The 14,395-nt window shown below is 73.5% G+C and carries 8 protein-coding genes; 2 read left to right on the top strand and 6 right to left on the bottom strand.

Going from position 1 to position 14,395, the window contains the following annotated elements; all coding sequences use genetic code 11:
* The first annotated feature begins 74 nt into the window (after positions 1-74).
* A complete protein-coding gene (locus D7193_RS21530) occupies positions 75-350 on the top strand; it encodes a YciI family protein (RefSeq protein WP_120781265.1) in 276 nt (91 codons plus the stop codon).
* A 126-nt stretch (positions 351-476) separates the two neighbouring features.
* On the opposite strand, the gene D7193_RS21535 is transcribed toward D7193_RS21530, so the two are convergent.
* From D7193_RS21535 to D7193_RS21555, 5 genes are all read right to left on the bottom strand, one after another.
* Complete coding sequence (locus D7193_RS21535) at positions 477-3,116, bottom strand: right-handed parallel beta-helix repeat-containing protein (protein ID WP_120781266.1); 2,640 nt, start codon at positions 3,114-3,116, stop codon at positions 477-479.
* A gap of 173 nt (positions 3,117-3,289) precedes the next feature.
* Positions 3,290-5,926 carry a right-handed parallel beta-helix repeat-containing protein gene (locus tag D7193_RS21540; protein WP_120781267.1) on the bottom strand — a complete coding sequence of 879 codons (2,637 nt, stop codon included), beginning with the start codon at positions 5,924-5,926 and terminating at the stop codon, positions 3,290-3,292.
* Positions 5,927-6,000: 74 nt separating this feature from the next.
* Positions 6,001-8,652 carry a right-handed parallel beta-helix repeat-containing protein gene (locus D7193_RS21545; protein ID WP_120781268.1) on the bottom strand — a complete coding sequence of 884 codons (2,652 nt, stop codon included), beginning with the start codon at positions 8,650-8,652 and terminating at the stop codon, positions 6,001-6,003.
* A 270-nt stretch (positions 8,653-8,922) separates the two neighbouring features.
* On the bottom strand, positions 8,923-10,164 hold the full coding sequence (locus D7193_RS21550) for a low temperature requirement protein A (protein WP_120781269.1): 1,242 nt from the start codon (positions 10,162-10,164) through the stop codon (positions 8,923-8,925).
* 152 nt (positions 10,165-10,316) lie between these two features.
* A complete protein-coding gene (locus tag D7193_RS21555; protein WP_120781270.1) occupies positions 10,317-10,790 on the bottom strand; it encodes a hypothetical protein in 474 nt (157 codons plus the stop codon).
* A gap of 103 nt (positions 10,791-10,893) precedes the next feature.
* Between D7193_RS21555 and D7193_RS21560 the strand changes: the two genes are divergently transcribed.
* Positions 10,894-12,189, top strand: a complete 1,296-nt coding sequence (locus tag D7193_RS21560) for an MFS transporter (protein ID WP_120781271.1) — start codon at positions 10,894-10,896, stop codon at positions 12,187-12,189.
* A 434-nt stretch (positions 12,190-12,623) separates the two neighbouring features.
* On the opposite strand, the gene D7193_RS21565 is transcribed toward D7193_RS21560, so the two are convergent.
* Positions 12,624-14,324, bottom strand: a complete 1,701-nt coding sequence (locus D7193_RS21565) for a bifunctional metallophosphatase/5'-nucleotidase (RefSeq protein ID WP_120781272.1) — start codon at positions 14,322-14,324, stop codon at positions 12,624-12,626.
* Between the last annotated feature and the right edge of the window lie 71 nt (positions 14,325-14,395).

The raw sequence follows: 14,395 nt of genomic DNA on the forward strand, positions 1-14,395 counted from the left end.
CCGGTGTCCGTCGTTCCGCGGACGTGTGTCCGGCGGTGCAGCGGCGCCACCACGGGGCGCATACCGTACTCCTCATGATCTGTGTCGAACTCACCTTCAGCGACGACCCGCGGCGTCTCGAGGCCCGCCCGGCCCACCGGGAGCGGCTGCAGGTCCTGTACGCGGGCGGCGACATCCTGGCCTCGGGCCCCTGGGCGGACGACTCGGGGGCTCTGCTGATCTTCACCGGGGACCGGGTGAGGGTCGATCAGATCCTCGCCGAGGACCCGTACTACACGGCGCCGGGCGTCGAGGTGACCTCGGTACGCGAGTGGTCGCCCGTGGTGGGCCCGGCCCAGCCGAGCGCCTGACCGCGCAACGGGCGCCGGGCCACCCGGCTCGGCGCCCGGGCACCCGACCGGCGCCGAGCCGGGCAACCAGCGCCGAGCCGGCGGCACCCGTACGAGGTGCCGCCGGCTCGGGCGTCGGTCCGGTGATCAGGAGGCGGGGGCAATGAAGTAGCCGGCCTGATCGACGATCACGTGCGTGCTGCCGGAACTCTGGTTGTACAGCCGCAGCCCCTCGGTGGGGCTGATCCGGGTGACGGCGAGGTTCGAGGCGGTCTCCCCCGCCACGAAGTTGACGTTCGACGCCGTCGGCCGGGACGCGCTGGACGGGTAGGCGATCAGGACACCCGCCTTGGTGGGCGCCGTGACGGTCAGGTTGGTCACCACAGCAGTGACGCGCTCGGTGCAGCACTGCTGGATCGTGGCCGGCCAGGGGACGCCGATGTACGCGTTCGGGTCCACCGGACCGACGGGCCGGCTGGGCAGGCCCGTGCCGTCCCGGGTGTCGGCGATCCGGCGCGGCCCGTACGGCACGTAGGTCTGGTCGGCGCCCGAGCCGGCGCCGCCGAACCAACCGGCGAGGTCGGCGATCACGTGGGTGCTGCCGGAACTCTGGTTGTAGATGCTCACCCGGCCGCCGACCACCGGCACGATCACCAGGTTGGGGACCGTCTGCCCGGCCACGAAGTTGAGGTTCGAGGCGATCGGCACGAGTGAGCCACCGGGATACACCTTGAGCACGCCGTTGGCCGTCGGGGCGGTGACGGTCACGTTGAGGACGACGGCCGTGGCGCCCGCCGGCACCCGGCCCGAGAGGTCCAGCTCGCGCGCGCTGTCGGGCGGGTACGGGCCGGCGGTGCCCTCGCGGCTGTCGGCAACCCGGACCGGCGAGGTGAGCGGCTTGAAGCCGGAACCGGTGCCGCCGTACCAGCCCTGCAGGTCGGCCACCAGGTGCACGCTGCCGCTGCTCGTGTTGCGGAACCGGATCTTCCCGTTCGTCACCGGCACGATGGTCAGGTTGGGCACCGTCTCGCCGGCCACGAAGTTGACGGTCGACGCGCTCGGCAACGTGCTGCCGTCCGGGTAGACGGTGAGGAAGCCGGCGGCCGCCGGCTCGGTGACGGTCACGTTCAGCACCACGGCGCTGATGTCCGCCGCCGGCACGCCACCGATGCTCCCGATGGGGAGCGTCACCTCGGCGTTCGGCGCGACCCGCGCGGCCGTCCCCACACCCGTCCCGTTGCGGGTGTCCAGGAGCCGCGTCGGCGTCACCGGGTTGTACGCGGCACCGACGACCACGCAGCCGCCGAGCCCCGGGAGGAACGCGGAGATGGTCCGGTAGCCGTCGTAGCTCACGTAGATGTTGACGCAGGCCTGGCCGGCGCGCCGCACGGTCTCCTCGTGGACCGGGCTACCGCTCACGGTGTAGAAGTTGTCGCCCGGGTGCCGGAACCCGAAGGTGCCGGCGACCGTCTCGACCGGCCACGAGTAGCTGACGTCCGCCCGCGCGACGATGTCGAACGGACCGCCGCCCACCTTCCGGCTGACGCTGCCGTAGCCGTTGATCGGCATCGAGCTCGACACCTCCACCGCACCGCGGTCGCGGTACCCGGAACCGGTGCCGGTGTTGGGCACGTCCGGCGCGTCGGAGCGGGGCCTGCCGAGCATGTCGACAGGACCGGAGCCGGCCGCGGTCGCGTCGGCGGAATCGACCGCCGGCGAGGTCGGGTCGAGCGCGATCCAGGGCCGCTCGGTGCCCTGCTCCGGCTTGAGCTTCGGGTCGGCGGCGATATCGTGGGCGCCCTGGCCGGTCGCCCCGCGGAACGCCGCGAGGTCCGTGTACGTGGCGTCGCCCCAGGCGTACAGCGTCCCACCGCTCGCGGGGTCGATCAGGTTGTGGTCGGCGGCGCTCTGCGGTACCGAGGCCGCGGAGACCGTGATCGCGGTGGCGGCGGCCGGGTCGGCGCACGGGGCCGGCGTGGCGCCCGACAGGTCGGTGGTCGAGACGATGTTGTTCCGGATGGCCACACCGGTCGAGGCGCCGGTCACCGTGACCCCCGTGGCGCAGCCGGTCACCAGCGTGTTTCCCGTGACCGCGGTGCCCGGCGCGCCGTCCACCGTGAGGCCGCCCCGGAACTCGTTGCCGGTCACCACGGCGCCGGTCACGCCCGCCCCGATCACCACGCCGGGTGCGCCGGAGGCGGCGAACCAGCCGCGGCTCACGGTCACGCCGTCCGAGGCGCCGGTGACCCGTACGCCGGCGGCGCCGGTCGAGGGACGAACCGTGAGGTCGTCCAGGGTCACCCGCGCCGCGCCGTCGACCAGTACCGACTCGGCCGGACCCGACGTGCGTACCGAGAAGCCCTCGACGGTCACGTCGTGCACGCCGGCCAGGGTGAACGCCCGGCTACCCGCTGGCGCGCTGAGGCGGACGAAGCCGCCCTGGCTGTTGACCGCCCGGATGGTGATCGGCGCCCCGCTCGAACCCGAACGGGTGACGGTGACCGCCTCCGCGTAGCTGCCCGGCTGCACCAGCACGGTCTGTCCCGGCTGCGCGACGGCCAGGGCGGCCGAGATCGTGCAGTAGGGAAGGTCGGCGCTGCCGTCCGCGGTGGCGCGGGAGCAGTACGTGCTGCTCACGTACAGGTCGGGAGGAGCCGCGGCCGTCGCGGTGGCCGGCGCGGCCGATGCGGCCGGCGCGGCAACGGCGGCGGGCGCCACCGACGCCACCAGGCCCGTGCTACCGATCAGCGGTACGAGCGCGAGCTGCGCCCAACGACGTTGTCTCATCAACCGTCCCCCGTGAACGTATCGACAGTCTCTGTGCTGCCGGCGCAGAGTACACCGGCGTGGTCGGGCGGGTGGGCCCCGATCGCGGCGGTGTCGTGACCCGGCGGGACGCCGGTCGCCGGCGCCGGACCGGCCGCTGACCGGTCCCGCCGCTGGTGGGGCACCGGGCCCGGTCAGGACGCCGGGGGCACGAAGTAGCCCGACTGGTCGAACACGAAGTGCGTCGTTCCCGGACTGCTGTTCCAGACGTCGAAGTAGCCGTCCGACGCGGTCTTGACCACCGCGAGGTTCGCCGCGGTCTCCCCCTTCACGAAGTTGACATTGGACGTCGTGGGCCGCTCGCTGTCCGGGTACGCCACCAGGACACCGGCAGCGGTGGGGCCGGTGGCGGTCAGGTTGAGCACCACGGCGCTCGCCCGGGGAGCGTTCGGGTCGGTCACCCGGTGGCGGACGGGCGTGGTGCCCATCGTCGCCCACGGGCCCATCGGGTAGTTGCCGATGCGGGTGTCCTCGATCCGGATGGGACCGATGGGCACGTACTGCTGGGTCGCGCCGGCGGCGGTCGGCCCGAACCAGCCGGCCAGGTCCACGACCACGTGGGTGGTGCCGGAACTCTGGTTGTGGATGCTGACCCGGCCGCCCACCACCGGCACCGTCACGAGGTTGGGGATGGTCTGCCCGGTGACGAAGTTCAGGTTGGAGGCGACGGGCACCGGCGACCCCGCCGGGAACACCTTCAGCACACCGTTCGCGGTCGGCCTGGTGACCGTGACGTTGAGGACGGCGGCGGTGGCGCCCGCCGGGACCTTGGCGGACAGGTTCAGCTGCCGCGTGCCGTTGGCCGCGAACGGACCACCCGTCCCCTCCCGGGTGTCCAGCATCCGGGTCGGCTGCAGCGGCGCGTACCCGGATCCCCCGGCGCCGTAGAAGCCCTGGAGGTCGGTGACCACGTGCACCGTCCCGCTGCCGCTGTGCCGGATGCGGATCCGGCCGTTGCTCATCGGCACGGTGACCAGGTTCGGCACCGTCTCCCTCGGCACGAAGTTGACGTTCGACGCGTTCGGCAGTGTGGTGCCGTCCGGGTAGACGGTGAGGAAGCCGTTCGCGGTGGGCTGCGTGACCGTCACGTTGAGCACCACGGCGGTGATGTCCCTCGCCGGTACGCCGCCGATGGTGTCCAGCGAGAGCAGGACCTCGCTGTTGGCGGCCACCGGCGTCGTGGTGCCGACGCCGATGGCGGCCCGGGTGTCGAGCACCCGGGTCGGTGCCACCGGCGTGTAGTGGGTGCCGACGACCGTGGAGAGCGTCCCTGCCGACACGTTGCCGACGCTCCGGTAGCTACGGCTGAACTGCACGAAGCTCGCCCACACGCTCACCGAGGCGACGCCGCCCCGACGGAAGGTGTGCCGCATCTCGCGCGCCGTGCCGACCCGCCAGAACCGGTCGTCGCTGAACTTGAAGGCGGTCGTACCGCCCGGCCCGTCCGTGCGGTACGGGTACGTGGGCGTCACGGTCGCCACCACGTCCGTCGGCCCGCCGCCCGGCCGGCGGCGGATCCCGGTGCCGCTCACGCCGCCCCGACCGACGTACTCGACAGCACCCCGGTCGTGGTACCCGGTGCCCGTGCCGCTGTTCGGCACGTCCGGCAGGTCGGCGTGCGGGTTGCCCAGGTAGTCGGTGGTGACGACGCCGGGCGCGCCCGCGTCGGCCGAGTCCACGGCGGGCGAGCTCGGCCAGGGGGTGTACCAGTTGCGGTCGTACCCGTCGGCACGCTCGATCCGCGGCACAGCGACGATGTCGTGAGCGCCCTGACCGGTGGCCGCGCGGAACGACGCCAGGTCGGTGTGGTCGGTGCCGCCCCACCGGTAGAGGACGCCGCCGGAGCTCGGGTCGACGAGGTTGTGGTCGACCACGGTCTCCGGGGTGGACCCGGCCGAGACGGTCACCGCGGTGGCGTCCGGGGCGTACTCGCCGCAGGACTCCGGGTCCGCGGTGGCGCCGGTGCCGGTCTGGACGATGTTGTTGCGGATGGCGACGCCCGGGGAGGCTCCGGCCACCACGACACCCTCGCCGCAGTTCGTGTCGAACGTGTTCCCCGTGACCACGGTGCCCGGCGCGTCGGTGACGACCAGGCGGCTCTCCGTGAACGTGTTCGCGGTGATGACGGCACCGCTCACCCCGGCGTCCACGGACAGCGCGCCACCCAGCGGCTCGCCCGGCACGAACGGGTTGTAACCCCGCAGGTAGCTGCGGCTCACCGTGACGTCCCGCGACGCGCCGGTGAGCCGGAGCAGGGTGGGGCCGTACGCGTGCCGGAGGGCGAGACCGTCGAGCGTGATGCCGGTGGAGCCGTCCACCACGACCGCCGGCGCCTCGTCACCGGTCGAGAGCGTGAAGCCCTCGACCCGGACGTCGTGGACGCCGACCAGGGAGAAGACGGTCCCCGTGACGGCCGTCGTTCCGCCGACCAGGACGGAACCATCCGGGGTGTTCACCGCGCGGAACGTGATGGGCGCGGTCGCGGTGCCGGAGCGGGAGAACGAGACGGTCTCCCGGTACTGCCCCGGTTGGACCAGGACGGTCTGGCCCGGCCCGGCCACCGCGGCAGCGGCGCCGATGGTGCAGAACGGCGCCTCGACGCTGCCGTCACCGTTCGGCACGCAGTCCCTGTTGCTGACGTACAGCTCGGGTCCGGACGTGGCCGCCGCGGCCAGCGCAGGCGCGGCCACGGCCGCGGGCGCCGCCGGCACCATCAGACCGGCGGCGGCGCTCACCGGTACGACCGCGAGCAGCGCCCATCGACGTGTCACCTTACGACCCCCGTTTTCGATCGTGCCCACCCGCGATCCGGTACGCCCGCCGGGCCGACCCTCCCCGACGGCGTTCACGACGCGGCCGGGACGAAGTAGCCGGACTGGTCGACGATCACCTGCGTACCGCCGGAACTCGCGTTGTAGAGCGAGAGCTTGCGGCCGCCGACCTTCACGACGGCCAGGTTCGAGGCGGTCTCGCCCGCCACGAAGTTGACGTTGGACGCGGTCGGACGCGGCTCGCCGTACGGGTAGGCGGTCAGGACGCCGGCCGCGCTCGGGGCGGTGACGGTCAGGTTCGCCACCACCGCGGCCGGCGTCGGGCAGGCGTCGCACCGGAACCCGTCGAACTCCTTGAGATACCACGCCTCGACGGTCGCCTCACCACGCGGCTCGACCGGCCCCGCACCGCGGCCGACGAAGCCGGTGCCGGTCCGGCTGTCCGCGATCCGGTTCGGCCCGAACGGGACGTAGCTCTGGGTCGCCCCGGAGGCGGCGGACCCGAACCAGCCCGCCAGGTCGGCGACCACGTGGGTGGTGCCGGAGCTGGCGTTGCGGATGAGCGCCCGACCGGCGACCACGGGCACGACCACCAGGTTCGGGATGGTCTGGCCGGCCACGAAGTTGAGGTTGGACGCCACCGGTGTCGGCGTGCCGTCCGGGTAGACCTTCAGCACACCGGCCGCGGTGGGCCCGGTGACCGTGACGTTGAGGATCGCCGCGGTCGCGTCCGACGGCAGCCGGCCCGAGAGGTCCAGCCGCAGGTCGGCGTTCGCGGCGATCGGCTTGCCCGTGCCGCTGCGGGTGTCGAGCACCCGTACCGGGCTGAGTGGCTTGAACCCGGAGCCCTGGGCGCTGTAGTAGCCCTGGAGGTCCGCGACGAGGTGGACGGTCCCCGACGACATGTTCTCCAGGACGACCACGCCGTCGCCGATGGGCACGGTGACCAGGTTCGGCACGGTCTCCTTCGCCACGAAGTTCACGCTCGACGCCTCGGTGCCGCTCACGGTGCCGGGGTAGACCTTCAGGAACCCGGCCGCGTTCGGCTGGGTCACCGTGACGTTCAGGACGACGGCGCTGATGTCGGCGGCCGGGACACCGCCGATCCGGGGGATCGAGAGCTGCACCCGACCCTTCCCGGCCACCGGGCTGGTCGTCGGGATCCCGATCGCGGCCCGGGTGTCCAGCAGCCGGGTCGGCGCCACCGCGGTGAAGTGGGCGCCCGTCACCGTGCAGGACTGGCCGGCGTACGTGCCCGCGTTGCGGAACCCGTCGCGGCTGAACCAGTACGTGACGCACGCCGACCCGGCCCGCCGGGCGGTGTGCGTGGCGCGGGTGGAGTCCGCGATGAGCGGATAGCGCGTACCGCTGAACTGGAACGCCACGCTGCCCGCCGGCCCGCCGGCCGGCCAGGTGTGGCTCGGCGACGCCTCCGCCACGATGTCGGCGGGCCCACCACCGGCCACCCGCCGGACCGCCACCTGACCGGCCTCGGCCGGTCCCTGCAACTCCACGGCGCCCCGGTCGCGGTACGTGGCGCCCGGCCCGGTGTTGGCCACGTCGGGATCGTCGGTGATCGGGTTGCCCAGCAGGTCGGTCGCCGTCGCACCCGGCGCGCTGGCGTCGCCCGAGTCGACGGCGGGCGAGTCCGCGCGCAGCGGCAGCCAACTGCGGTAGAAGCCGCTCTGCACGGCGCCGAGTCGCGGGTCCGCCGACAGGTCGTGGCCGCCCTGACCAGTGGCCGAGACGAAGTCGGCCACGCGCGCGTAGGTGACGCCGTTCCACGCGTACGGCGGGGCGCCGCTCGCCGGGTCGATGAGGTTGTGGTCGACGGAGGTGCCGGCGACCGACGCGCCGGAGACCGAGAGGGCCGTGGCGGTCGCGGGATCGGCGCAGGCGGTCCGGCCGGTTCCGCCGGTGCCGACCACGTTGTTCCGGATGCTCACGCCGGCCGACGCTCCGGTCACGCTGACCCCGAGCCCACAGGTCGTGACCAGGGTGTTGCCGGTGACGACGGCGCCCGGGGCGTCGGCGATCGCCACGCCCGCCCGGGCCACCGTCTGGTTGCCGGTCACCACCGCGCGGACCGTCCCCGCCTCGACGCGCACCGCCGGACCGCCGCCGATCACGAACCACTGGCGGCTGATCGTGACGTCACTCGAGCCGCCCGTGACGCGGACGCCGGCCGGCGCCGTCGCCGACGTCATCGAGTTCGCGTCGATGGTGATGCGGGAGGAGCCGTCGACCAGCACCGCGGGCGCGGTGGGGGCGGCCTCCAGGCCGAAGCCCCGGACGACCACGTCGTGGACGCCCGCGAGCGTGAAGATCGGCTCGGTGACGGTCTGGCCCGCAAGGACACGGCCCACCCGGACCCCGCTCCGGACACTTCCCGCGCGGAAGGTCACCGGCGCCGTGCTCGTGCCGGACCGGGTGACCCGGACCGTCTCGGGATAGTGGCCGGGCTGGACCCACACGGTCTGTCCCGGTTGCACGACGGCGGCCGCCGCCGAGATGGTGCAGAACGGCGCCTTCTGGGTGCCGTCCGCACCGGTTGCACAGGCCTGCTGGTCGACGAACAGGTCGGTGGGCGGCGCGGCGGCGGCTTGCGTGGCGAGCGCCGCTTGTGCGGCCCGCGCTGCCGGCGCGGCCTGCGCGGCGGTCGTGGTGAGGCCGGTGCCGCCGACCAGCGCTACGACCGCGAACCCGGCCAGCCGACGAAGTCTCACGTGCGCCCCCGCTCACATCCGATCATGGCCAGAGGAGGGTAGCCTGACCGGCGTCGATGCCGGGGTAACCGCGCGGACGACCACGACCCAGCCGATCGGACGGATTCCTCGCGGTGCGTACCGCGGCGGCCGTTGCGTGTTCGCAGCGTTCCCGGCCAACGGCCGTCCCGTGTCGGCGGCGTCCCCGGCCGACGGCCGTCCCGTGTCCACGCGGCCCCGGTCGTCGGCCGACGCCCGATGGTCAGCGCGGCCCCGGTCGTCGCTCGACAGTCAGGGGACCGGCCCGCTCGGCGCTGGTGGTGGCCGCCCCGCCCGTGGCGGCTGCTGGCCGAGCCGGCCCGGCCAGCGCCGTTCCCCCGTGCACTGCGCGGCCAGGACGACCACCAGCAACGCCAGCGCGGCGAGCGCCGGCAGCAGCGCGGCGACCGGCAGGAGCACCAGGAGCACGGCGGCCCCGGCCAGCGGAAGCAGGGGGACCCGGCCGGTGGCGAGGCGTACGACGAGGGTCCGGCCGGCCAGGTAGAGCGCGCCGCCCGCGTAGAGCGCCACGACACCCGGCATGCCCACCGCGCCGTGGACGTTGGTCGGCGTCGCATGGATCAGCGTGGCGAGCACCTGCTCGATGCCGAGCGCGACGTACATGATGCCGGCGATCAGGGGGAAGTGCGCGAGGCTGTAGGCGTCCGCGGCGATGACACCCCTCCGGGGATCCGACGCTTCCGCCAACGCGCCCTCCACGGCCGGCGCGACCCGGTCGAAGTAGAGCCGCCACAGGCTGACCGCCACCGCGAAGCCGAGCAGCGCCGCCGCGAGCAGCAACCACCCGGTCATCTCGGCGCCCGCCCCGGTGCCGATCGAGATCAGGGCCTCGCCGATCGCGATGATGAGGACGAGCCGGTGCCGTTCACTGAAGTGGCTGGCGCTGCGCAATTGCCAGGGGCTGTACCTGGTGGCGAAACGGCCGCCTCCCACGTCGATCGCGAAGGCCAGCGCCCAGAGCGCGGTCTGGGCGGTGCCGCCACCCACCAGGGCGCCGGCCACCAGCGTGAGCCACCCCACCGCCCCGGGAAGGGCGACCAACCGCAGGGTACGGCTGAGCTGCCGACTCGCGGAGACGTGCAGGTAGAGCAGGACGTGCAGCACCCGGACCGCCACGTAGGACAGGGCGAGGATCAGCGGCGCCGGCACCGCGCCCTCCGAGTCGCTCCGCCACGCGTTGGGAATCACGAGGGCGGCCACGAACATGGCGGCCATGGCCGCCAGGGTCCCGGTGCGGATCAGGCCGACGTCCGCCCGGACCTCGTTGCCCAACCAGGCGTACGCGGACCAGGAATACCAGAGCAGCAGAAACAGCAGCAGCCCACGGCCCATCGTGACGGCCGTGGCGGGGTGTGCCATGAACTCGACGATCCGGGTGAGCGCGAAGACGAACACGAGGTCGAAGAAGATCTCGAACGTCGTCGTACGGTGCGTCTCCGCGGTCTGCTCGTAGCGGGACCGGAAGAGGCGCATGCCGTCATCTTCGTGCCGGGACGCGGCGCGCCGCGTCCATTCCGCCGACCCGGCGGGCAGGTCTCCGGCGTGGATCGACCGTGCCGGGCGGGTTCAGCCCTGCCGTGCGGCGGGTTCAGTCCTGCCGTGCGGCGGCCTGCTGTTCGGCGGGTTCAGTCCTGCCGTTCGGCGCGCGCGATCTCGGCGAAGGCCGCGGTGAGGTAGCCGTCGAGCGGCCGACCCGTGACGGTCAGCAGGTCGGCGACGAGCAGCGGGGCGTGCGCGGCGAGGGCCGGCGGGCCGGGCGGCGACTCGTCGCCGTCCGGGTCGTACACCCCGAGCGCGCCCGCGAGCAGGACGAGCAGAACGTGCGGGTCGACGTCGGGCCGCCACCCCGCGGCACCCCGCACCGACCGCTCGAGCACCCCGCGGACGTCGTCGCCGTCCAACCCGTCCGGGTGGCTCTCCTCCAGCAGCAACCGGACGACCGCGCCGAGGACCAGGCCGGCCCGCTCGGCCGTCGCGAGCCGGGCCACCGCCTCGTCGTACGCCTGCACGTTTTGTTCCTGGGCGGCGGCCACCGCCTCGGCGGCGCTCACGGCGATCTCGCGGGCGGGGGCGGGCAGGTGGCGCCAGGTGGTGGTCACCGGGTCAGCATCGCAGGCCGGGCCGTGGGGTTCGTCACGGCCCGGGCGGGGCGGCGCGGTAAACGGCTCGCATCTCGTCACACCCGCCGCAGAGAATCCCGACATGCTGCTTCGCGCCCTCCCCCGCCGACCGGAAGCCCGCCGGATCCTCGTCGGCACCGTGCTGTCGGCGATCGGGCGCGGCCTCACGCTGCCGTTCCTGTTCATCTACCTCACGGACGTGCGGGGGCTCACCGACGCCCGCGCCGGCCTCGTGATCGGCTGGTACGGCGCGGTCACCCTCGTCCTGTCGCCGCTGGGCGGCACCCTGATCGACCGGTTCGGCGCCCGCCGGATCGTGCTGCCCTGCCTGGTCGTCGAGGCCGCGGGCACGGGGCTGCTCTCGGTGGTCCACTCGACCACGTCGGCCTTCCTGGTGATGACCCTGGTCGCGATCGGCAGCTCGGCCATCTGGTCCGGGCAGAACACGATCCTGGCCTCGCTGACCGACGACGGCGAGCGGCAGCGGGTCTTCGGGTTGAACTTCGCCCTGCTCAACCTCGGCATCGGCGTCGGCGGCCTCATCTCGGGCGCGGTCGTCGACACCAGCCGTCCGGTGACCTTCCAGATGATCTACCTGCTGGACGCCCTGAGCTACCTGACGCCCGCGCTCATCCTGCTCACGCTGCCCGGCGTCGGCGGCCGGATCGCCTCCGGCCCGGACGGGGCCCAGCGGTCGGCCGGCGGCTACCTCACCGTGCTGAGGGACCGCCCGTTCCGACGCCTGGTGATCTTCGGCCTGGTGCTCACCACCTGCGGCTACGCGCAGATCGAGGTGGGCTTCACGGCGTACGCCGTTCGGGTCGCCGAGGTCAGCCCCCGGGTCGTGGCCTGGGCGCTCGCCGCGAACACCGTGATGATCGTGCTCGCCCAACTGGTGGTCATCCGGCGGCTGGAGGGGCGCAGCCGCACCGCCGCGCTCGCCGCCGTGGGTGCCGTCTTCGCGACCGCGTGGCTCGTCCTCGGCGCCGCCGGCCTCGTCGGCGCGGGCAACGCCCTGGCAGCCGCCCTCGGCGTGGTGGCCTGCTCCGCGATCTTCGGCTTCGGCGAGACCATGCTGTCGCCCGTGATGCCGGCGCTGACCAACGCGCTCGCCACCGACGAGCTACGCGGCCGCTACAACGCCATGAGCTCGATGATCTTCGGCATCAGCGGGGTGGTCGGCCCGGTGACCGCCGGCCCGCTGATCGGCGCGGCCGACGGCAAGGTGTGGGTGGCGGCCGTCGTCGGTGGCTGCCTGGTCGCCTCGCTGATTGCGCTCTCACTCCGCCGACTGCTCGACCCCGTCCAGGACGGTCGTCGGCCGACCGTGCCGACGTCCCCCGACGCCGAACCGGCGCCCGCACCCGCCCCCGCCTGACCGACCCGGACCCCGCCGCCCAGCCCCCGGCATGCCGCCCGGTCCGGGCTGAGTCGCGACATGCCGCCCGGTCCAGGGGTCTGGGTCGCGTCGGCCTGGACGGACACGGCCCGCCCGGTGCAGGCCGCGACTGCGCGCGGAGACACCCGCGCCCCACGCTCACACCCGGCACCCGGCACCCGGCACCCGGCACCCGGCACCCGGCACCCGGCACCAAGATCGCGCTCGATCCTTGAAGTAGTGCCCTCGGACCCAGTGGGACACCACTACTTCCTGGATCGAGCACGATCATGAGCAGGCCTCCGCGCGAGTCCCCCACGCCCGCGCCACCCGGTGGCGCGGGCGACACTCTGCCGGCGGTGGGTTCGGGGCCGGGCACGGAGCGGGCCCCGGAGCGGGTGCTCCGGGGCCCGATCGTGCGCGGGGCGTAGCCGTCAGGCGGCCTCGGTGGTGGTGCGGATCCGGTCCAGCGCCGGGGCGGAGACCGGGGACTCGGCGGTCAGGTAGGCCACGAACGCGTCCAGGTCGATCATCCCGGTGACCAGGTTCGTTCCGGCGGTGAGGGTGCTGAAGCCGTCGCCGCCGCCGGCCAGGAAGTTGTTCACCGTCACCCGGTAGGTGGCCGCCGGGTCGACGGTCGTACCGCCCAGGCTCAGGCTGCCCCGGACGACGCGGGTGCCGGCGCACGGGTCGGTCGCGGGGGCGGTGGTGCCGTTCGGGTCGACGACGTAGCGCACCGTCGACGACGGGTAGAGCACCCGGTTGACGACGAACTGCTGCTCCAGCACGCAGTACAGCTGCGCGCCGGTGAGGTCGAGCGTCACCAGGTTGTTGGCGAACGGCTGGACCGTGAACGCCTCCTCGTACGTCACCGGGCCGGCGTCGACGTCGGCCCGGACGCCGCCGGGGTTCATGAACGCGGCGACGGCGTTCTCTTCGTTGTCGGTGGCGGCGAGCTGCGCGTCCGCGATGAGGTTGCCCAGCGCGGACTCGCCCATCGTCGTACCGAAGAGGGTTTCCTGACTCCGGGTGATCGCCGTGGTGGTCTCGCCGACCTGCCGGTCGGCGACCGGGCCGAGGACGGTGGTGTAGCGCTCGATCAGCGCGGTCTGCCTCGGGTCCTTGGCGACGTCCCGGGTGACCACGACGTTCTCGGCCTTGGCGCTGAGCACGTCGCCGGTAAGCCGGTCGATCTTCAGGTCGATGTCGGTGACGAGGCGGCCGAACGAGCTGGCGCTGGTCACCAGCTTGCCGTTGATCTCGCAGTTGTACGCCTGGTGGGTGTGCCCGCTGACCACCACGTCGATCGACGGGTCCATCCGGTTGGCGATGTCGACGATCGGGCCGGTCATGCCGACGCAGTCGTTGATGCCGCCGCTGGCGGCCTGCGCGCCGCCCTCGTGCAGCAGGACGACGATCGCCTGCACGCCCTTCTGGCGCAGCTCGCGGGCGTACCGGTTGGCGGTCTCCGCCTCGTCGGTGAAGCTCAGCCCGGCGACGCCCTCCTGGCTGACGATCTCCGGCGTGCCCTCCAGCGTCATCCCGATGAAGCCGACCTTGACGCCGTCGACCTCGTGGATGGCGTACGGGGCCAGCAGCGGCCGGCCGGTGGAGGTCTTGAACGCGTTGGCCGACAGGTACTGGAAGCCGGCGCCCTCGTACGGGGTGCCGTCGGCGCAGCCGTCCACGGGGTGGCAGCCGCCGTTCTGGATCCGCAGCAGCTCGTTGGCGCCCTCGTCGAACTCGTGGTTGCCGACGCTCGCGTAGTCCAGCCCGGCCATCGACAGCGCCTCGATGGTCGGCTCGTCGTGGAACGCGGCGGAGAGCAGCGGCGAGGCGCCGATCAGGTCACCGGCGGCCACGGTGATGGTGTTCTTCTTCTTGGCCGCCGCGCGCAGCTCGGCGAGGTGGGTGGCCAGGTACTCGACGCCGCCAGCGGTCTGGCCCGCGATGGTGCCGCTGGAGCCGCTCGGCGGTTCGAGGTTGCCGTGGAAGTCGTTGAGTGCGAGCAGGGTGACGTCGGCCGGCCTCGGGCCCGCCTCCGCCTGGTCGGGGGTGCTGGTGACCGCACCGAACGCGGCCACCGCGAGCGCGGTCAGGCCGACGGCGGCCCGACGCATCCCGGGGATGGACATGGAACTCCTCGTGAGACTCGGCGCGTACGGTGCCCGGACGATGGGTCGACCGGGCACCGACCGGCGCCGTC

Origin of the sequence: Micromonospora costi (assembly GCF_003626655.1) — a bacterium.
In the GTDB taxonomy this organism is placed as follows: domain Bacteria; phylum Actinomycetota; class Actinomycetes; order Mycobacteriales; family Micromonosporaceae; genus Micromonospora; species Micromonospora costi.

Bases quoted from the DNA above. Each gene is read 5' to 3' on its own strand.
- D7193_RS21530 (WP_120781265.1), top strand. From the start codon at position 75: ATGATCTGTGTCGAACTCACCTTCAGCGACGACCCGCGGCGTCTCGAG.
- D7193_RS21535 (WP_120781266.1), bottom strand. From the start codon at position 3,116: ATGAGACAACGTCGTTGGGCGCAGCTCGCGCTCGTACCGCTGATCGGT.
- D7193_RS21550 (WP_120781269.1), bottom strand. From the start codon at position 10,164: ATGCGCCTCTTCCGGTCCCGCTACGAGCAGACCGCGGAGACGCACCGT.
- D7193_RS21560 (WP_120781271.1), top strand. From the start codon at position 10,894: ATGCTGCTTCGCGCCCTCCCCCGCCGACCGGAAGCCCGCCGGATCCTC.
- D7193_RS21565 (WP_120781272.1), bottom strand. From the start codon at position 14,324: ATGTCCATCCCCGGGATGCGTCGGGCCGCCGTCGGCCTGACCGCGCTC.